Below are 20,625 nucleotides of genomic sequence, written 5' to 3'. Positions count from 1 at the left end.
TCTCCCATTCCCAATCCTCGTGTATGGTTAAATTTGCTGACTATTTCTGCTTTTTCATTTTGGTGACCGCGTTCTCGGCTGCTTCCATGATCACTTCTCCCAGAGTCGGATGAGGATGAATCGTCATGGCCAGATCTTCCACGGTTGCCCCCATCTCAATGGCGAGTGCGACCTCCGATATCAGTGTGGATGCCTCCACGCCGACGATTTGCGCGCCAATGACAATTCCTGAAGTCGGGTCAGCCACTATTTTCACAAAACCTTCGGTTTCCTTTAACGCCAATGCTCTTCCGTTGATTCCGAAAGAAGATTTCCCAATAACCACCGGAATGGCCTGTGCTTTGGCTTCCGTCTCATTTACCCCAACACTGGATATCTCCGGATCAGAAAACACGACAAGCGGAATCACCTTGTAATCCACTTTGGAGGTAAGACCCGCAATGGCTTCTGCGGCTACTTTGGCTTCATAGGATGCCTTGTGGGCAAGTGCCGGACCGGCTGTAATATCTCCAATGGCATAAATGTGCGGGATAACCGTTCTGCACTGTTCATCCGTCTCAACCAGTCCTTTGTTCGTTACGGGCACACCTATGCGTTCCAGTCCTAACGGTCCGTCTGTGTTGGGTTTCCTTCCGATCGTGACCAATACATATTCTGCCGTAACTTGTTGCTGCTCCTGATTTTTTGAATAATGCAGTGTAACGGAATCCGCTTTGTGCTCCACCTTTTCAGCAATCGCTCCGGTTACGATCTGGACGCCATCCGCCTTCAATTGTTTGACTACAGGGGCTACAAGTTCCCCCTCGAATCCAGGCAATACTTGGGCCCCTCCCTCCAGAATCGTTACCTTGGTTCCGAATTTGGCATACATCTGTCCAAGCTCCACCCCAATATAACCTCCGCCGATCACAATCAGACTACTCGGAACCTCCTGTAGAGATAATGCTTCAGTGGAAGATAAGATGCGACCTCCAACTGGAAATGCTGGCAACTCAATTGGACGAGACCCCGTTGCCAATATGAGATTTTTAAAAGAAATGCTTTGCTCCTGTCCAGTTTGCTGGATCATGGCTGTGTGCTCATCCACCAGACTGGCCTCTCCTTCCAGAATGTTCACACCCGCAGTCTTTAACAAATAGTGGACGCCACCAGCCTGTTTATTCACAACCCCCTGCTTAAAATGCTGAGCAATCTTAAATGTTGCTACCGCGTCAGCTTGATTGAATTGTCTGAACAAATCATAGCGATGTGATTCCGCAATTAATGCTTTGGATGGTATGCAACCCACATGTGTACAGACCCCGCCGAGCTGTTTACGTTCAACAATCGCCGTCTTCATCCCCAACTGCGAAGAACGAAGCGCCGCCACATATCCCCCTGGACCTGATCCAATAACTAACGTATCCACAGATTCAAGCTTGCTCATAATCTGATACCTCCCGATTTAAAGTCAATTTAAAATATGATGACCGTAATATATTATAACCATCATATTTTAAGACCGTCAACAATCGTATTGTCCCTTTTGAAAATGAACAGATATCCAGTCGCCAAATTGACAGGCTTTATTATGATGACTATAATATTTTAAAAAGCATAATGATGAAACTATGGAGTGAATGATCATGCCCTATCCTAAAGGACATAAGATAAAAGTACGAGGTAAAATTGTGGAAAGTGCAGCTCGAGCTTTTCGCACCAATGGTATCCAGGAAGTGAGTGTCCCGTTTATTATGAAGGGAGCTGGATTAACTCACGGAGGGTTCTATTCCCACTTTGACAACAAGGAACAATTGGTTGCCGAAGCCTGTGAATATGCCATTAGTGATACCATTACACTTCTAAAGAACGTGGCTGATCAGGAAGAGCAGAATTCCAAAATTAATAAAGTAATCGATTATTATTTGAGTCCGTATCACCGCGACCAAACGGAAATGAGCTGTATTTTCCCCGCCCTTTCCAGCGAAATATCCCGTTCTTCGGAGGAGGTCCGTCAGGTATTCACCCATGAATTGGAGCGGATGATCAATTTTATCTCCAATCTGGCTGAGATCGATATGTCCAGCGGTCGTGCACTGTTCAGTACAATGGTTGGCTCGCTTGTACTTGCACGCTCTGTTAGTGATCCTGAGCTTAGCGACAGCTTTCTCTCGGCGGGCAGGCAGCAAGCCAAAGAAATGGTTAAAAGGAACGATATGTAGCCTTGATGTTGCTATATATTATCTAGCTGTCAACAAAAAACACGCCTATAAATGGCGTGTTTTTCTTATCTGTTTGCAACTAAATAACTTCCATACTAGCCACCGTAACGCTCTTCTCATATTCAAAGTACGAGGTCATTAACATTCCCAAACTTTTATAAAAACGAATTATTGTTCATCTATTAGCTCCAAGAAAAATATGGTATACTCACAGAGCAATGGAAAGGCTTATATGGGCGGTCGGCTAATCTCCCGGAAGGGAGGTGATGCCTTGTGACAGTATTTGAAGCAATTATGCTAATGCTTACCTTCGGTTTGCTGATTGTAGCGCTGCTGTCCAATAAACACAAGTAGACCGCCCACCCTTGCAAAGGTTGCGGTCTACTTGATCGTGTATCCTCTTGTTAAGCCCACCGCCCTTAAAAGCGGCTATTGCGTCAGAGAGTCGTGTTACCGCACGGCTCTCTTTGCATTATAAGCTGTTTCTGTCCTCATTATAACATGGAGATTGTGGATTTCAATCCCACGATAACCATATGTTCCGTATGTTAAAACTGACGATACGGCGAAAATTTCAGCATCTTACATATTTACGTTTGAACCCCGTACGCCCTTTTTCCACTGCCTTTTGGATATTCTCAGAGGCATTCAGCAGCTTGCTCTTGGGCATGTCCTTGTTCACTTCGACAGGGCCAACGGCCTTGGCCGTTTCCACTGCCTGATCGTGCAACGGTTGATAGGATGTTGCAACGGTATACAGGAAATTGTTCATCGAATATTTCGTTCGTTCCGGAGATTCATGAATCGTCTTTTTCACCTGTTCCAGCATCTCCATCAGTTTATTCTCCGAAAACTCAGCATCCTTTCGACTGCCGAGCAACCAACAGTAACAGCTCCATCCTGCTGACATTTTCAGCTCATCTCCGCTGGCGACCCACTTATCCGAAACTTCTTGAGCAATATCCGTCTCGGCTAACGTCACAGCAACGATAAAGTCAGAGATCATGTAAAAATAAGCAGCGTCAATCCAACGGTCAAAATCAGCTTCCGTCATTGCTTGAGGATCGGCAATCACGCCCGCAAAGTACATCGCATCATAATTCCCCGTTGCATATAGTTGCTCTGCCAAAGGTTGATCCTTTTTGATCTGCTTCGCCATTGGTTTCATCGCCCCGGTTGCCACGCCAAATAGCGGTTCATGCGCACCGTTGGAGATATAGATTTTTTTCGTTCGTTCTTTGCCCAGCGCTTCAAGCTCCTGCATCACTTCATCTAGATTCATTTCGTGACACTCCCCATCCTATAAATTATATATCTGATCAAATCAAACAGACACTTATGTTTAACAAAAAACCGATGAGAAATCGTACATTATCCAATTGGAACCCTTCTGGCATATGCATAATCGTTACGGCGAAATTACTACCTTACATATGGGGGACTCCTCACTGGAGTATTTTTCCTAATAATACTGAAGACTATTCAATTTTCCCTATGGCTCTGACAACCTGTTCGAGCATTATCACCGATCATAACATCCATACCCTTGTTTCGCACAGATCCCTGAAAAGATAGATATAACTTCTTCGCAGACTGACATTTTTCCTTTGTTATGCTTTTACCGGCAACTTCTGATACCTGCCGAGAGCCTGATTGGAAAGAGCTGATTCCCCCAGCACAAGCAGAGCAACATATGTCCATGTCCAAGCAACGTTAAGCTATGGCAGGATACGTCACTCATCGTTTATGTTCAGTTTAGTGTTGTTAACAAAACCGAGATGAGGAAGGATGCGAGAGCATGAGCAACAATCAAGTGTTAGGCTTTGCCCCTGCCCTGGGCTGGAATTCGTGGAATACCTTTACGTGGGATATTAACGAACAATTAATTCGGGATGTCGCTGATGTGTTTGTATCGGAAGGTTATCTGGCCGCTGGTTACGAGTATATTGTCATTGATGATTGCTGGAGCCTGAAGGAACGGGATGCGAGTGGCAATCTGGTGGCTGACCCGGATAAATTCCCGAGTGGAATGAGAGCGCTTTCCGATTATATCCATAGCAAAGGACTAAAGTTCGGCATGTATTCATGCGTAGGTACACATACATGTGCCGGGTATCCAGGCAGCTTCGAGCATGAATTCCAGGATGCTGCTCTTTTTGCCGAATGGGGCGTTGATTATTTGAAGTATGATTACTGCTTCAAACCGCGCCATATCTCAGGAGAGCTGCTGTACAAACGGATGAGCCTTGCGCTCAAAAACTGCGGACGCGATATCCTGTTCTCCGCCTGCAACTGGGGAGCCGACGACGTATACGATTGGATTCGGGAATCGGGCGCTCATATGTACCGTTCTACCGGCGATATCCGTGACAATTGGGATTCAGTGAAGGAACTTGCCCTGTCTCAATTGGGCAAACAAAGCTACACCGGCTCCTTCTGCCATAACGACATGGATATGCTGATTGTAGGTATGTATGGTGGAAGCAACAATGATTATATTGGCAGCATCGGCGGATGCAACGACATCGAATATAAAACCCACTTCTCTCTCTGGTCCATGATGGGTTCCCCATTAATGATCGGATGTGACGTGCGCAAGGCTAACCAGATTACAAAGGATATTCTCCTGAATCCTGACCTGATCGCTATCAATCAGGATGTAGAAGCGCGCGGAGCTTACCGCATTAAACCAGAACCGCAATGGTTTCACACAGACGATGTATTTATGCTGGTGAAGGTACTCACAGATGGTGATCTAGCTATTGGTTTCTTCAACCTGAGCGACAGCCAGCGGGAATTGTCTTTGCAATTTTGGGATATGGGTCTGCCTTACGCTGCCGGTTATGCCCTTTCCCTGTATGACTGCTGGGAACATCAAGAGCTTGGCGTGTTCCGTGAACGCTTCGCTCCCGTTGTCGCAGCACATGATTGCCTCGTCGTCCGGGCCAAACTGGTGAAATAGATGGCTCAACATCGCCTGTGCACCTCCTGTCAGGTCCCGCTCTCTTCAGACGATGTGGGCATCTACCTCAAATTGATCTCGCGCTCTGCCCAGCAATTTCTGTGCATTGATTGTATAGGAGTGAAGCTGAACTGTGGACGTGAGCCTATTGAGAAGCTGATCCGTTATTTCCGAGAGTCCGGGAACTGCGCCCTGTTCCGTTAACGTTATGCCTTGGTCCCGTGCAGCATCATGTACGATGTTGGCGTGTGTGAAGTTGCTTTTTTAAATACTTTGGAAAAATATAACGGATCATTGTAGCCGACAGAATAAGCTACCGATTGAATCGGCAGGCCCGACGTTTTCAACAGTTCACAGGCGCGCTCGATTCGGCAGGATGTAATATACTCCAAAACAGACTTGCCGGTTGCTGCCTTAAACAGACGAAACAAATAACTGCGCTCCAGATTAACTGCCTTTACGATCTCGGTGACGGTCAATGTTGGCTTCCAGTAGTTCTGCTCGATGTACTTTCTCGCCAGCCAGACATAATCCTTGGCGTCCACCTGCGGCTCTTTCGGATAATGCTCCATATAGTAGGAGAGCAGCAGACGCAAACGTGCATCCGCCCGCAGTAATTCATAAGATGATGCACCCGCGTTCCAGGCAAGGTGGAAAAAAGGCTGCAATGTCTCCGGCGAGACCGTCACCACGGGTTGTACCTCTGAGAGCTGTGTCAGCCCCAGCAACCGCCCGGCATCCTCACCGCTAAACTCCACCCAGACGTACTCCCATGGATCTTGCGGGTCTGGATAATAGTAAATCTCCTTTTGCGGAAATATGATAAAGCTTTCCCCCGTAACGAGCCGAAAAACGCGGCCGCCCGTCTCCAGCGTCCCTTGGCCGCGGATAATATAGTGCAGCGCATAAACGTCACGCACGCCTGGCCCCCATTGGTGAGGGTTAGCTGGCTTGTGACCACCGCTGATAAAATACAAATTACTGGCTCTACTGCTCTCATGCCAAATCGGATTCAACCACGATTCCCCCTTTCTAATGACACGTTGATCAGATGTTCGGTAACGCTTACACGCTAAATCCAGAGAGGAGAATGTTGTATGCTTAGAATGGTTACGGTAGAACATGGACAAGTGCAAGGACTGCCCGCGGCGGACCCGCGGATTACCAGCTTCAAGGGAATTCCTTTTGCCGCACCTCCTGTAGGTGAGAACCGCTGGCGCGCTCCGCAGCCGCAGTCGAACTGGGAAGGTGTACTGCAAGCTTTTGATTTTGCCCCAATCTCCATGCAAGCCCCAACAGTCATCGATGATAACAATATCTATACCCGCGAATGGGCCGTTGATCCCGACCTGCCCATGGACGAGGATTGTCTGTATCTGAATGTCTGGACACCCGCCAAGCGTACGGACGAGAAGTTGCCTGTCTTTGTCTGGTATTTTGGAGGGGGCCTGCAAGTCGGCCATACGGCCGAAATGGAATTTGATGGCGAGCGAATCGCTCGTAGAGGTATTGTCGTTGTGACGATTAATTATCGGCTGAATGCCTTTGGCTTCCTGTGCCATCCTGAGATTAGTGCCGAATCCCCACATGCACCCGCCAACTTTGGTCATCTTGATCAACAAGCAGGTACCCATTGGGTCAAACGCAACATTGCCGCCTTTGGCGGTGATCCAGACCAGATCACCATCGGCGGACAGTCGGCAGGCGGAGGAAGTGTACTCAGCCAGATGACCTCTCCGCAAAATAAAGGTTTGTTCCAGCGAGCCGTCATCATGAGCGGTATAGCTACCGAGTTGTACCCGAAGGTCCGCGTGCCTTCTGTCCGCTCCACACTGCGAGATGCAGAGCAGGCCGGGGTTGAATTTTTCGGCTTCCTGGGCGTATCTTCCCTGGCTGAGGCGAGACAACTGGATGCTGAATATCTCCGTGACAAAGCACTCGAATACAAAAGCTTCTGGGGAACCGTCATCGACGAACAATTCTGCGCAGGCGATCCGTTTACTCGTTTTGTTCAGCAGGAGCGCGAGGCGATCCCCGTAATGCTGGGGCATACGTCTTCCGAATTTTGGACCCGTCCCGCCGCAGCCAATCTGGAAGAACTGAAGCAGATGGCTGTGGAGCTGTTTGGCGAGGATGCTCCTGCCTTTTTGCAACTATGTGAGGCTGATTCCGGCCAAATCGAACATGCTCTGCAACAAGCATCGGTCCGCATGATCCAACATGCCATTCTGCTTGCCATCCGCGCGAATAGCGGTCATCCGTCTGAAACGCCTCTCTACTATTATAACTTCGACGCCGAGATTCCGGGCTGGGACCAGCCAGGCACTTTTCACTCCGTTGATCTGTGGTTTTTCTTCGAAACACTCGCCAAATGCTGGCGGCCTTTCACAGGCAAGCATTATGATCTGGCTCGCCAGATGTGTAATTATTTATCCAACTTTATTGCTACAGGTGATCCGAACGGCTCGGACTCCACCGGAAAGCTGATGCCTCATTGGACTCCTTGTACTACGGAACAGCCGTATCTCATGGAATTTGGCGATCAGGCTCAATTACAGCAGGCTGAGCCCGGACCGATGCTCGCGTTTTTAATTGAACAATATTTCAAGAAACAGAATGCACCTGTTGTTTAAAACATGAGGTTTGCCCTCTCGCGATATATGTAAGAGCCATGCTGTCACATGGCTCTTTTTGTATAGTGTGAATGGTAGAGCGATGTTCTTTCTCCTACGCCTATTTAGCAAGCTCCTCCACTACAGCACCCTAAGGTAACAAAATTAGACAGCAAGATGGATTCCACGAACACTCAGCATCATTTCAAGAGATCCGTTATATATGAGTCTGTGTTGGTTTGTTGATGATGACAGGTAGCATAATCTGTAGTGAAAAGGTATATTCTTCCTCCGATACTGTCAACGTCCCGTTGTTCTGCTGGATCATTTTCTGACTACTAACGAGCCCAATTTCGTTGCTATCATTCTTTTTGCCAACACGTTTAATCTTATTCTCCACCCCAAGAATGACCCATTGTTGCTTCAAAGAAATCTGGATATGAACGGGATGCCCTGGATCGGCGTATTTTCGAATATTTGAAAATATGTTATCCATTACGCGACGCATAGCGACCAGATTGATTTCCAGCAAAAACTCCTCATGATGTGCATCTGTCTGAACCTGCACGTCTATATCGTCCAAAACCACTAATTGCTCATCTATAAGTTGATCGATAAGTGCTCTGCCCTCATACATTTCAAATTCTACTTCCTCTTCTTCAGCGGCAGAGGATACCGTAAAATATTCGAATAGTTTGTCCGACAGCACTTTGATCTGATAGGCCTTCTCCCGGCTATTATGAATATACTGCAACAGATCCTCATGTGTCTTATATTTGTTAAGCTCTATGATATCCATATATCCTAATAGAATCGTGAGTGGCGTTCGCAAATCATGGGAAATCGCCGTGATCAATTCACGGTTGGCCATCCTGACCCTCTCCTCGCTGTCCAGCCGCTCCACAAATGATTTCCTCATCTCATCAATACTCTGGGCCAGAGATGACAGTTCATCCTTTCCCGATATCGTAATCGAATAATCCAAATTTCCACCTTCGAGTATTTTGATCTCTTGTTCAAGCACGCCAATATAAGATGTTTTCTTATTAATCATCAGTAGAAAGGAAACAATAAACACAATGGCCGCTATGAAAACACCAATAATCAGAATGAGGTTGTAGTATTGATACTCATAAAAGCTAACCAAGTATATCTGGGCATCCTGATCCGCAAAATGGATGGTGGTGATGGGTATTTTTGATGGCACGAATTGAGTTAACAACTCTTCATTAATGGCAGGATCAATCTCCGTGTTGGAGGAAAATATCAATTTGTCTTTTGCAAAAATATACAGATTTAAGTAGCGCTCATGTCTTATCCAAGCAGACAATTCCTCATGATCACGGGTTGACACGTTCTGGTTATCCACAAATGCTTCAAATCGATCAAGCGCATCTTGCTGCCTGTTCTCTACAAAAGTGGATTTGCTTAAATAACTATCCAATACAGTCTCGCCAACAACTTGTAAAATAACGAGTGCACTTATGGAAATGACCAAAGAAATGACAACCGCCAGAACCAGTTTAATCTTCAGCTTTTTTCCGATTAATAATCTATTCAATTTTGTACCCCTTCCCCCAAACAGTCTTCACATATTTAGGGTTCTGCGGGTCATCCTCCAGTTTGCCTCTCAAATTACGAATATGAACCATCACCGTGTTATTACACGTATAAAAATAGGGTTGCCCCCAAACACTCTCATATATATTTTCTGCCGAGAATACCTTTCGTCGCTTCTTAGCCAACAGCAGCAAGATCTGGTATTCAATTTCAGTTAGAGCAATCTCCTTCTCCCCAACAAACACGGCTTTTGAATCCTGATGGACGGTAAGATCCTTAACGATAATCTGGTCCTTTTCTTCGGTCTTCTCCTTGCCCCGATATACATAATACCTCCGCAGTAAAGCCTTCACCCGCGAAACGAGTTCTGTATAGGAAAAGGGTTTGGACAAAAAGTCATCACTGCCTGAGGAAAAGGCCAATTGTTTGTCAGAATCCTGCGTTTTCGCCGTGAGAAACAGGATCGGTGCGCTTGTTTTTTCACGAATCTCCAGACACGCCTTCAGCCCCGATTTATTGGGCATCATCATATCCAAAATAATGAGATCCGTCTCTTCGTTCACTTTATCAATCGCATCTTGACCATCTATCGCTTCAATCACTTCATAATTCTCACTCTCTAACAAAATCCTTACAATTTCACGAATTTCACTGTTATCATCAGCAATTAGAATTTTCTTGCTCATCTGATCCCTCCGTCTAATTTCAGTATAATATGCGCTATTAGCGACTACCAGCAAATACAATCGACTTAAGAATTCTTCAGAAGTTATGTAGGTATCTCTTAATAATTTCGTCTTATACTGTAAATATGTAGAAGTTATTACACAAAGGGGTCGTCAGGAATGCCACAAACTTCGAAAAAAGTAATGATTAACATATTGTTGGGTCTGTTCATCATGTTGTCCATTGGTCTACTGGTGTATTATTCTCCTGCCCTTATTAAAATCATGTCTTCCATGGACAACTTCAGAGCGTATATTCATTCAACAGGCCATTGGGGTCCGGTCATGTTTATTTTATTCCAGATTCTTCAGATCGTGGTTGCACCCATTCCAGGAGAAGTGGTACAGATTGCAGGCGGTTATATCTATGGGGTTACACTTGGGTCCTTGTATACTACAATAGGTTTGATTATAGGCTCAGCGATTGCTTTTTATTTTACTCGTTTTATCGGTCGCGCTTATATTTCACGGCTAATGCAAAAGAAAAATAATAAGTGGATGTCGTTAATTCATGATGAGAAGAAGTTCTCCGCTTTTTTATTCATCTTTTTCGTAATTCCCGGCTTGCCCAAAGACATGCTTGTATTTGTCGCCGCACTTACATCGATTAGTTCGTTTAGGTTCTTCACGATCCTTATCGTCGGTCGTCTGCCGTGGATCATCGCATCTACCATTGTAGGGTCCACGATTCATATGCAACAATACACAATCGCCATTATTATTTCTGTTATCGCTGTAATCGGGTTTGTACTCGGTTATATCTATAGGGAGAAATTGGTGGGATTGTTCTCCCGGTCAGACAGTACCAAAGCCAAACCCAAGGCTATACCCAGTTATAGTACGAATAGGGCGTCTCGTAAAATAAAAAGAGATACAACATGAACAAAGCCAATCTATTGATATGAAAACCGGAGGTATATCATCTTATGCAAATACTTAAAACCAATCGATTAATCCTGAGAAATTTCACCTTAACGGACGCAGCCGGACTGTTGGAATACACAGCAAATCCCAGAGAAAATTGTTTTATGGATCAACAAATTTCAACATTGGAAGACGCGGCGGCCGAGGTCGCAAAAAGAAGCAGTGACGATTCCCACATCGCGGTCTGCCTGAAAGACAGTAACGAGTTGATCGGTGAGCTGTTTGGTATGAGGGAAGATCGGGATTCCGATACGGATAAAGATTCGAATTCAGATACGTATAGTATAGGTTGGAATTTTAATGGCAGATTTGAAGGGAAAGGGTACGCCAGTGAGAGCGCCAATGCTTTCATCGAAAATCTCTTTATGGAACAGGGAATAAGAAGATTGTACGCTTATGTCGAGGATGATAACTTCCGTTCTCAGAAACTGTGTGAGAAGCTGGGCATGCGCCGGGAGGGTCTTTTTTTGGAGTTCGTTTCATTTGTCAAAAATGAGGACGGCACACCGAAATACGAGAATACGTATCAATATGCATTGTTGAAAAAGGAATGGCTGGCACAGCGTGAATCGCAGTAATAAAGAAAGACATGCCTGCCTCATCATTAGTTTAAAAAAGTTGTAGAAATGAGAACGTACCCATGTGTACGTTCCACAACAAATACGGCGGCTTCTCCCTGGATAGATTCCAGAGGAAAAGTCGCCGTTTCATTATCGTGCATAACACTATTGATCAAACAATGTGTTTATAAGGTCACAATACATTCAGCTTAAATCCTAGACCGTGCTGCCCCAATATTGCTTTGCAATCTTCTGCCCTTGATCAATCTTCGCCCATTGCTGAGCTTCGCTTAATTCGTTACCGCCATCACAAGATGCAAAGCCGCATTGGTGAGACAACAACAGCCGATCCTTATCGATGATTTTGGAAGCTTCGTCCAGCAAACGGACAACACGTTCTTCATCATCGAGTGTACTCGTTTTGGATGAAAGCAAACCTAATACAATTTCCGTTTCAGGTCTGTCCTTGAACACTTCCAGAGCTTCAATTGAACCCGCACGATCATCATCCCACTCCAGGAAGAAACGGTCATACTTCAATTGCTTCAGGAACAGATTCGCAATTTTGGCATACGATCCACCACCCATGTTGCGGGAATCATAATTGCCGCGGCAGTTATGTGTCCACATTTTCAAGCCAAGGCTATGTCCGAAGTCAATCACGGTATTATTAATATCAATGAATTCGGTAGCGAGACCCTTTACTTCATCTTGATTAATATTTTCCCCTGTAAAAGGAGAGTTCGGGTTGTCGTCTGCAAACAGTTCCCACAAGCAATCATCGAATTGCAGAATTTTACCGCCCACTGCAGCGAATTCCTCCACGAATTCCTTATACGCGATCACAAGACCCTCTTTGAGCTCCTGTATGTTTTGATATACAGCATCCGTACCGCCAATGTTATCTGACCAGGAAAGCTCACCGAAAATATGGGAAGGAGACGGTACGCAAAGTTTCGTTTGTTGCTCCCCAGCCGTGTCTTGCAGTTGTTGGAACAGTTGAATGAAATGATGGTTCTTTCCACTCAATTTATCAGTGATGCGCAATCCAATATCTTTGCGTGTTTCATACTTCGAAGTTCCGTCCACATCTCTGAAAAAATAGCCGTGATCCGCGATGTAACGCTTCACTCCGCCAAATCCCCATACAAAGTCCAGATGCCACATCGATTTGGAGAATTCGCCATCGGTAACCACGGACAAGTTATGTTCGATTTCCTTAGCGACAACTTGTTTTATTGCCTCCGTCTCACACTTCTCATATCCTTCGTAGTTTTCATAGAACGGATATTGGATATCATCATTATGTTCAATTTGCGTTTTATATTTCAGCAGCTCATCCGGCCGCAATAAACTTCCTACGATCTGGAACTTATCAGTCATGTAAAAAACCCCCTCGTTGTATACAATGATCATATCACGCTAAGAGCAGTTAGAAGGGATACTAAAAAACCATAACTGGTTATAGTTAAAAGCTATATCAAAACGATTGATAGAGAGTTTAAGCTTGGATCGAGAAGCCTACAGGATTACGTTAAGGTATAGATGTTTTAATTTCCTTAATAACATTAGCTACTTATTCTATTGTCCCTTTAAGTAATTTCATTATATTTTTTCAACGCAACTCTAAACATGCCCGCCAATGTTGCAGAATTCAGATATGGATGTCCGAAATGATATGTTGTGTTTTTTATCTGCTCTCTAACAATCTCACTAAACATTTCAATGTTGGTTATGCTTCTCTCTGCAAACTCTTGATTCAAAGTTTTACCATAGATAAACTCATATTCTTTCATTCCTTGTTCTACCCAAAATGTATCATAAAATGTTGTGCCATATGCTCGGAGCCAATCCCACATAACATCCTTATCGGCAATATTCGGATTTTCTAAATGACATCTACGACATAGCAAAACAAGATTAGAAGCACTATCTTCACCGCCTAAAGAGTCAGGAATAATATGACACCTTTCTAATAGTTCTTCACACCCACATCTCCAACACCTCTCTAATGCCTCGGATACATCAACACTTAAACCACATTCATCAACAATTGAAAACCAATAATCTACGATGTCTTTTTTTGGCGTTTTAATTTTTTTATTTGCCATGTGGATGTCCTCCCATCATCTTACAGCACACGTGATACATGATGCATTGTGTAGACTCTATATACAATAAATTTAAGTATTGATTTTAACGCTGACACTAGTCTCAATCTAAAATTGTAAAAATCTTCTCCCAACAATATAAGTCTTTCATTTTCACACCGTACGACGACGCAGTTCATAAAAATACTGAACGGCTGGATGCTTTAATTTGACCTGCTTCGACATATTTAGAATTCGCTTTTTGCCAACTCGTCTGTCCATTAAAGCCAGAATATTAAACAAGATATCCTTGCTCTCCAGATTATCCTCTATAGAAGTGGATAAATATGTCGTAGCTGCAACGGTAAAATTCGATTTACTAAGTGCGGTCTGAGCCAACAAAAGCTCTTTGGCATGTACGGAGATTTTTCTACTTCTTGCCATGACTTGAAGACGATCCTCGGGAATGGGTCCTTTGGAATCTTTTCTGATAGCTTCAATCTCTTCATCGCTCACAGGAATCATGATTTCCGGGTCGCTCTTGATCTCCTGCTCTGACTGATACCATCGAATTGGGGTTGTAGTATCACTCATGTTGAGTACATTCTTTTTATCTACAGTAATATAACAATTGCCTGATTTATCAGGTGAATAGCTATAGCTGGTGGCACGGTACTCCACCCTTCCAACTAACGCAGGACTAAGAAAACTCTCCAGTTGTTGCTTCAATTTACTCCAGGACATAGATCCTCCTATTATCAAAAGCCTACCGCATGAATTACGGCGATCATTTCAAATATTTTTCAATCCGTCTCCAGTATCAACATTCATCTAAATTATAACATAGCAAACCAAATTGATGATGGAAGAAACCCAGTTATTGGTTTTAAAATCCCCTATGTGATAAAATTGCAGAAAATTATCTACTTACTATTAAAGCGTCATAGCCTACCATTGGAACATACGTTGTTATTCACAAAGGAGAGGAAGAGTGTAATGGCTACGAAGAAAGCAACCTTACCTGCTCATATGGAAAAACTCGTTAAAGATAATGATATCGCAACCGTAAAAGAAATTTTCGAGCAATGCGAATGGGATGCCCGCGGGGGCTACAGCAAAGGTACGACCCTCAGCTTTCGTCAAATATCGGATGAATTGGTTCGTTGGCTGGTAGAGCAAGGGGCAGATATTAATGCACGCGACAAATATCAACGCACGCCTTTACATGCCCATGCCTCACATTGGTCAGGAAATGTGCCCCTGTTCCTTGAATTAGGTGCGGATCTGGACGCTGTGGATTACCAAAATGAAACTCCGTTACATGCAGCGGTCAATGGGTATCGAACCAAAGTGGTTCAAGAGTTGGTAAACCAAGGCGCTACGATTAACGTAGAAAATAAACAGGGAAATACGCCATTAGCTAAGGGGTTGGTCAATTGCAGGAATAGCGATATAGTCAGTCTGGCAGAGATTGCCGCAATTCTGCTGGATGCCGGAGCATCGGTCACCCCGGATATGAAAGATTCGGTGAAGCGGATCGGTAAGGATTTTGAATTCGTCCGTGAGAAGTTCAATAAGGACAAGGTCGATGAAGTTTCAGATGCGCTGATCAAACTGTACCAGTTATTTGATGTCGAACCGGTAGCGAATCGTATCATGCATGATGGGACTTCCCCCATTCAGGTAAAGGCAACCACTTGGACCAAACAGCACCAAGAGCTGTGGGAATATCTCATTCCGGCCCAAGGCCACGCTCAAACGGTGCAGGGAGAGGTCATCCGCATAACAGGACGTGTATCCCATGAAGTATTGGATAATGGCGGTGGAAACTGGGATGCGGAGTATCGCAAGATGCTGGATGCACTGATTCGTCACCTGGGCTCTGGTGCGCCACTCGCCCCCGCACTTCTCCAAGAGGCAGCAGACTTGGTCAGCAGACTTCACAATGGATACGATTTTGATGCGCCCGCCAGATTATCCGAGTTGGCTGTGTTATGGGTGCTTGCCAATCCTCAGCCGGTCACTATAGAGAAGCCTGCGTATACGCGTTAAACAGCAAAGCAAAAAAAGAAGCGGAAAAGTTACCGCTTCTTTTTTTCTATTAAATCTACCTGAATCATACTCCGTATCCATAATTACGTCTTACTCTACTCCACCTGTTCATTACTTTCAAACTCATTGAGCAATTCGCGTACTTTAGAAGTGGTTTTGGCGTTCATCAAGCTGTTTCTCAGCTCACTAGCACCGCGGAAGCCACGAACATAGATTTTGAAAAACCGGGCCAGCGGGCTGAACGAACGTGGTTCAAGCTCGGAGTATTGATCATGGAGATCCAGATGCAGCCGTAGCAGATCAAGCAATTCCTTACTGCTGTGTTCCTTCGGCTCCTTCTCAAAAGCAAACGGATTCTGGAAAATACCGCGTCCAATCATAATACCATCCACACCATATTGCTCCACGAGCCTGAGACCTGTTTCACGGTCAGGAATATCCCCATTAATCGTCAACAGTGTATTAGGTGCTATCTCGTCACGAAGTTTTTTAATCTCCGGAATCAGTTCCCAGTGAGCGTCTACTTTACTCATTTCTTCTCTCGTCCGCAGATGAATGGACAGGTTCACAATGTCCTGTTGCAAAATATGGGTCAACCAGTCACGCCATTCGTCTACCTCAGTAAATCCGAGACGCGTTTTTACACTGACCGGCAGCCCCCCGGCTTTCGCCGCCTGAATAATCTCCGCCGCAAGGGCTGGTCGGCAGATCAAGCCGCTTCCTTTTCCATTCTCGGCTACATTCGCTACCGGACAACCCATATTGATATCGATGCCTTTAAAGCCTTCTTTCGCCATACCGATACTCATCTCACGAAAGAATTCCGGTTTATCTCCCCAGATATGAGCCACAATCGGCTGTTCATCCGCTGTAAACGTCAAACGCCCGCGCACACTATGGTGCCCCTCCGGGTGACAATAACTCTCTGTATTCGCAAACTCCGTAAAAAACACATCCGGTCTGCCCGCTTCACCTACGACATGCCGAAACACAACATCCGTCACATCTTCCATGGGTGCCAGTATAAAAAATGGTCGTGGCAATTCACGCCAAAAGTTTTCCTTTGTCATCTCAAAAGCTCCTCTATACATTCCAGGACAGTCTTTGTCCTCATTAATAGTTAAAATAGTAAAACTCGTAACTCATGCATCTGCTGGCCTATCATTTACATGATCATTCGCAGTTTCGTTGCAATTCACATTATGGTGTCCTAGCTTCTTCACTTATACCATGCAAATGTAACTTTGTTCAAACAGCAGTATCTGTTATTACTTCCATTAGATCTTCAGATTAATGGAAGTTCGATGATCTCAAAATTGCCCTTTCCCGATTTTATCACGTCTTTATTAGATTTTCAGCCCGATTGCTCTTGCCGAACTGGAAAAGCTCCTCTAAAATGAAGCTCGACAGGCTTTTAACCTGCAAATCGAGATTTTAAGGAGGCCTGAATGATATATGGAAATTTCACTGGATATGATCAAAGACAAAGTCGAATGCTTGCAGGCTTATGACTTTCATGAACTGGCACGAGCAATGGAAGAACGAATCGAGATCAATAAGGCACTTATGCTACGCGTGAAACAAGTTCAACATCAAGTGACGTTTGACCCTTTTCGCAACAAGATGTTATATAGTGCAATCGTGCATTTTGCCGTAAATTAATGGACCAAGATTTTCAATAGTGAAAAACAGTTCACTGACGCAATTGCATTTAAACATATCCTATAAAGCATGCAAAAAAGAAGACGCGAATTCGCTCGCGTCTCTTTCCATATCAAACTCCATTTTCTCTTATTAAAACTCCTGCTTAAATAACATCGCCAAGTTTGTTTAAAACGCGGTGTTAAAATAGGATTTTTGTCACCTGTAATCATACTTTACATAGTTAAATACGGGATCGTACCACTTTACAAACAGTCACTTTTGAGGATTAAGGGGGTAATACCATGCAAGAATTAATATTTATGAAGAATTATAAAAACAATGAAGTACTGCGCAAGAGTTTTTTCGAGCTTGCTGTCAACACGTTTGAGATCAATTTTGAAGATTGGTATCAACAAGGATACTGGGGCGAGCGTTACATCCCTTATTCATATGTCGATGGAGACCAGGTTATTGCCAACGTTTCTGTTAACATCCTTGAGCTCATCATTCACGGTGAGAAGAAAAAAGCGATTCAAATCGGCACGGTGATGACACATCCTGATTATCGGGGGAAAGGACTCTCTACACGTTTAATGAACAAAGTTTTAGAGGAATACGAGAACAAGTACGATTACATGTACCTTTTTGCCAATGAATCGGTGCTCGATTTTTACCCCAAGTTTGGGTTTGAACCTGTGGAAGAACATCTTTTTTCAATGAATTATACGGCAAAAAAATCACCTGAGCCTGCGAACATCCGAAAACTAAATGTAACTAACGCGGAGGATTTACGTCTTATTCAAAAATTGGCATCGGAAAGATTGCCTGTTTCTCAGCATTTCGCAACCCATCATGCTCAAGGAATACTCATGTTTTATTGCCTGAATGTCTTTAGTGATGACATTTATTACTTGGAAAACGAAAACGTCATTGTTATTTATCAGAAAGAAGACAATCATATTGAGCTCTTCGACGTTGTTAGCTTAAACGAAATGAATATGAAAGATATCTTGGATAAGATTGCAGATGAAGATACGGAGAAAATAACCTTTCATTTCACTCCAGATGATCAAGGTCTTGATCTAAAAAGTTCGATCACCAATGAAGGTTTATTTGTAAGAACCCATGGTGAGCATCTCTACCCTGTGCACGTTAAACATCCGATTACATCTATTGCTTGATGATTTATTTTAAATGCCTACCACCAGCTACACTTTGAATAAGACCAAAAAGGAGCAGGATTTCCCTGCTCCTTTGCTATGTGAAACTTCTTTCTCTCATCAAACGTAAATTCACAAGGTATAATGAAATCAGATGACCGTTCAGCATGATCTTATGACCATCATTAATGAAGGAGGGGACATTCGTGGCGTTTATCCCGCTAAACTGCCCCAATTGCAACGGAAAAATTGAATACAAGAAGGATGAGGTTTTAAAGTGTCCCTATTGTGAAACAGAACTTTTATTGAAGCAAAATCATGTCTATTACGTAGACCAGACTATTAATCATTACCATGGAACGCCCCCTAAAGTACCACCGAAGCAGACTGCCTCCGTAAAGGTAATGCTGATACTGATGTTAGTCCTAACTGGCGCGATCGGTACATATTTTTATTATAGCAACAGCTCCACCTATCCAAAAACAGAAGCCAATCTGCCTGTACGAAAGATGCCTGAAAGCGAGGTTCTGCTCTCATTTTTGCGAGATATCTTCGATAAAGGGGCCGCCTTGCCAACAGAGGAGGAATTGGCTCGTATTCGCTATTTAACCGTAGAGCATTCGGAGAATGATCAGTGGAAGTTTACATATAGCCTCTCCGATCCCTTCAGCGATGAACAGGCCGAGAAGATCACTTATATTACTCAGGACAAGAAACTGAATAGCCAGCGGATTGATCAGCGAGATTTTGAAGCTTTTAAGGGACTGACGGCATTGGACCTGACGAATACCTATGAAATATCCCAGACGGACCAAACCACTTTGGCCCATATGCCCGGATTAAAAAGTTATGGTGGCGCTTTTAACGAATCCTTTAGTACATTTTCGGGCTACTTTGGCAACAAGTCTAAAATTACGGAGCTTACCACTCAGCTTCGCAGCAATCAGGAATTGGCTATGTTGCTGGAATTCCCCAATCTGAACTCTTTATCCATTACCTATGTGGATGAGTCCGTAACAGATTTTCACTTGTTAAACCAATTGCCAATCAAGTCCCTGTCGCTCACCTTTGTCGATGAACTCGGATGGTTGTCGTCCATGACCGGGTTATCATCCTTGTCTATACATTACAGTGAAACCACAGACCTGCAGCCGCTGTATGCCTTGACCCAGCTTCAGGAGCTTCAGTTGTCCTATTTAACGAATGTAAAGTCCATCGACTTTGTGCAAAATATGCCTGCTCTACAAACGTTAGATATTGAAAATGTAAACTTCTCCAGTCTGGAGCGCTTGACCGGCAAAAACTCTATTACCACACTACGCCTGGCTTCTCTAAGTGAGCTTGGCTCCGTAAAGGCCATAAACAGTCTGCCCTCTTTGCGGGAATTAACGTTGTCCGGCTACTACGAGAATGCAGAAGCGCTGACACTGCCTAAAGTAGAGCGAGTGGAAATTCCAAGCTCCTTTCTCCCCGGGCTAAAGGCCCCGGTTACAACCAGTCTGACGCTCCGTGGCGGAAGTGGGGAATTGAACTTGGCTGCGCTAGGGAAATTCCCGAAACTGGAGCAACTCTCGCTCTGGGAGATCGATGAAATAATCCGTCTTGCCGCCCTGGACGGCTTGTCCCGCTTAGAGACCTTAAACATTTACGACTCGTCACTGTTCAAGGAAAGCGACGCCTTATATCGTTTGAAGCAGGTGAAATCTTTGGTTTGCTCCGAGTGCAGGCTGAACTTTGAACAAAAGGCGGCCGCGAAGAACAGCGTACTTGAACATTTAACCTTAGAGCAGCCATATTTCAGCATAAACAACACCTCTGTTACTGAAGTTGACCAAATGATGCCTTACTTTGCCAAATTGTCCGCTCTGCGTTCCTTCACTCTGCAAGACAGCAACTTGGCTTCTCTCGAATTCATGAGTAACTGGCAGGCCATAGAAGAGCTTCATCTCGAGAACAATGCCATTTCCAATATCGAGACCCTAAGTCAGCTGCCTAATCTGCAAAAGGTATATCTATCCGGTAATTCCGTGCAAAACAAATCCGTGCTTGGAACGGACGTGAAGGTATATTAATTACCGCCTGGGATGATGGGAGTTTTATACTACTATAATTAATGGATGGTATTGAAACAAAGA

Annotated in this window: 19 protein-coding genes; 10 read left to right on the top strand and 9 right to left on the bottom strand. The window is 44.3% G+C overall.

All coding sequences use genetic code 11. The features are described from left to right. Positions 1-40: 40 nt before the first annotated feature. A complete protein-coding gene (gene lpdA, locus MHH25_RS04280) occupies positions 41-1,426 on the bottom strand; it encodes a dihydrolipoyl dehydrogenase (RefSeq protein WP_340019250.1) in 1,386 nt (461 codons plus the stop codon). Positions 1,427-1,625: 199 nt separating this feature from the next. Here lpdA and MHH25_RS04275 point away from each other — a divergent pair, with 199 nt between their 5' ends. After that, positions 1,626-2,201, top strand: a complete 576-nt coding sequence (locus MHH25_RS04275) for a TetR/AcrR family transcriptional regulator (RefSeq protein WP_340019249.1) — start codon at positions 1,626-1,628, stop codon at positions 2,199-2,201. Positions 2,202-2,775: 574 nt separating this feature from the next. Here MHH25_RS04275 and MHH25_RS04270 read toward each other — a convergent pair. Next, positions 2,776-3,483: a DNA alkylation repair protein gene (locus MHH25_RS04270; RefSeq protein WP_340019248.1), complete on the bottom strand. Its 708-nt coding sequence runs from the start codon at positions 3,481-3,483 to the stop codon at positions 2,776-2,778. A gap of 516 nt (positions 3,484-3,999) precedes the next feature. On the opposite strand from MHH25_RS04270, the gene MHH25_RS04265 reads away from it, so the two are divergent. Next, on the top strand, positions 4,000-5,163 hold the full coding sequence (locus MHH25_RS04265) for a glycoside hydrolase family 27 protein (protein WP_036606020.1): 1,164 nt from the start codon (positions 4,000-4,002) through the stop codon (positions 5,161-5,163). Beyond that, positions 5,164-5,367 (top strand): hypothetical protein, encoded by a 204-nt coding sequence (locus MHH25_RS04260; RefSeq protein ID WP_074093540.1) that lies wholly within the window; start codon positions 5,164-5,166, stop codon positions 5,365-5,367. Positions 5,368-5,369: 2 nt separating this feature from the next. Here MHH25_RS04260 and MHH25_RS04255 read toward each other — a convergent pair whose 3' ends face one another. Next, positions 5,370-6,179, bottom strand: a complete 810-nt coding sequence (locus MHH25_RS04255; protein ID WP_017690624.1) for an AraC family transcriptional regulator — start codon at positions 6,177-6,179, stop codon at positions 5,370-5,372. Between the two features lie 81 nt (positions 6,180-6,260). On the opposite strand from MHH25_RS04255, the gene MHH25_RS04250 reads away from it, so the two are divergent. Further along, a complete protein-coding gene (locus MHH25_RS04250; protein ID WP_340019247.1) occupies positions 6,261-7,796 on the top strand; it encodes a carboxylesterase family protein in 1,536 nt (511 codons plus the stop codon). A gap of 196 nt (positions 7,797-7,992) precedes the next feature. Here the strand turns inward: MHH25_RS04250 and MHH25_RS04245 are convergent, their stop codons facing one another. Both MHH25_RS04245 and MHH25_RS04240 read right to left on the bottom strand, forming a co-directional pair. Beyond that, positions 7,993-9,336 carry a HAMP domain-containing sensor histidine kinase gene (locus MHH25_RS04245; protein ID WP_340019246.1) on the bottom strand — a complete coding sequence of 448 codons (1,344 nt, stop codon included), beginning with the start codon at positions 9,334-9,336 and terminating at the stop codon, positions 7,993-7,995. After that, a complete protein-coding gene (locus tag MHH25_RS04240) occupies positions 9,329-10,021 on the bottom strand; it encodes a response regulator transcription factor (protein WP_036668346.1) in 693 nt (230 codons plus the stop codon). Before MHH25_RS04240 ends, MHH25_RS04245 begins: the two co-directional genes overlap by 8 nt. A 159-nt stretch (positions 10,022-10,180) precedes the next feature. On the opposite strand from MHH25_RS04240, the gene MHH25_RS04235 reads away from it, so the two are divergent. Further along, positions 10,181-10,942 (top strand): TVP38/TMEM64 family protein, encoded by a 762-nt coding sequence (locus MHH25_RS04235; protein ID WP_036606024.1) that lies wholly within the window; start codon positions 10,181-10,183, stop codon positions 10,940-10,942. A gap of 44 nt (positions 10,943-10,986) precedes the next feature. After that, positions 10,987-11,562, top strand: a complete 576-nt coding sequence (locus tag MHH25_RS04230) for a GNAT family N-acetyltransferase (RefSeq protein WP_036606025.1) — start codon at positions 10,987-10,989, stop codon at positions 11,560-11,562. A gap of 198 nt (positions 11,563-11,760) precedes the next feature. On the opposite strand, the gene MHH25_RS04225 is transcribed toward MHH25_RS04230, so the two are convergent. The 3 genes from MHH25_RS04225 to MHH25_RS04215 form a co-directional block, all read right to left on the bottom strand. After that, positions 11,761-12,927 carry a cobalamin-independent methionine synthase II family protein gene (locus tag MHH25_RS04225; protein WP_036606026.1) on the bottom strand — a complete coding sequence of 389 codons (1,167 nt, stop codon included), beginning with the start codon at positions 12,925-12,927 and terminating at the stop codon, positions 11,761-11,763. A gap of 209 nt (positions 12,928-13,136) precedes the next feature. After that, positions 13,137-13,655, bottom strand: coding sequence for an HNH endonuclease signature motif containing protein (locus MHH25_RS04220; RefSeq protein WP_340019245.1), 519 nt, complete (start codon positions 13,653-13,655; stop codon positions 13,137-13,139). A 153-nt stretch (positions 13,656-13,808) separates the two neighbouring features. Next, on the bottom strand, positions 13,809-14,378 hold the full coding sequence (locus MHH25_RS04215; protein ID WP_340019244.1) for a hypothetical protein: 570 nt from the start codon (positions 14,376-14,378) through the stop codon (positions 13,809-13,811). Positions 14,379-14,630: 252 nt separating this feature from the next. Here MHH25_RS04215 and MHH25_RS04210 point away from each other — a divergent pair, with 252 nt between their 5' ends. Beyond that, entirely contained in the window at positions 14,631-15,686 is a 1,056-nt protein-coding gene (locus tag MHH25_RS04210) for an ankyrin repeat domain-containing protein (protein ID WP_340019243.1), read from the top strand. A gap of 95 nt (positions 15,687-15,781) precedes the next feature. On the opposite strand, the gene MHH25_RS04205 is transcribed toward MHH25_RS04210, so the two are convergent. Continuing rightward, on the bottom strand, positions 15,782-16,756 hold the full coding sequence (locus tag MHH25_RS04205) for a tRNA-dihydrouridine synthase (protein WP_340019242.1): 975 nt from the start codon (positions 16,754-16,756) through the stop codon (positions 15,782-15,784). A 385-nt stretch (positions 16,757-17,141) separates the two neighbouring features. On the opposite strand from MHH25_RS04205, the gene MHH25_RS04200 reads away from it, so the two are divergent. From MHH25_RS04200 to MHH25_RS04190, 3 genes are all read left to right on the top strand, one after another. Further along, on the top strand, positions 17,142-17,348 hold the full coding sequence (locus MHH25_RS04200; RefSeq protein ID WP_340019241.1) for a DUF2536 family protein: 207 nt from the start codon (positions 17,142-17,144) through the stop codon (positions 17,346-17,348). Between the two features lie 284 nt (positions 17,349-17,632). Then, complete coding sequence (locus MHH25_RS04195) at positions 17,633-18,511, top strand: GNAT family N-acetyltransferase (protein ID WP_340019240.1); 879 nt, start codon at positions 17,633-17,635, stop codon at positions 18,509-18,511. 395 nt (positions 18,512-18,906) lie between these two features. Then, positions 18,907-20,562, top strand: coding sequence for a leucine-rich repeat domain-containing protein (locus tag MHH25_RS04190; protein WP_340019239.1), 1,656 nt, complete (start codon positions 18,907-18,909; stop codon positions 20,560-20,562). Positions 20,563-20,625 lie beyond the last annotated feature (63 nt).

The sequence above is a fragment of the Paenibacillus sp. FSL H3-0457 genome, assembly GCF_037981725.1.
In the GTDB taxonomy this organism is placed as follows: Bacteria; Bacillota; Bacilli; order Paenibacillales; family Paenibacillaceae; genus Paenibacillus; species Paenibacillus amylolyticus.
This window is presented reverse-complemented; position numbering and strand designations above follow the sequence as displayed.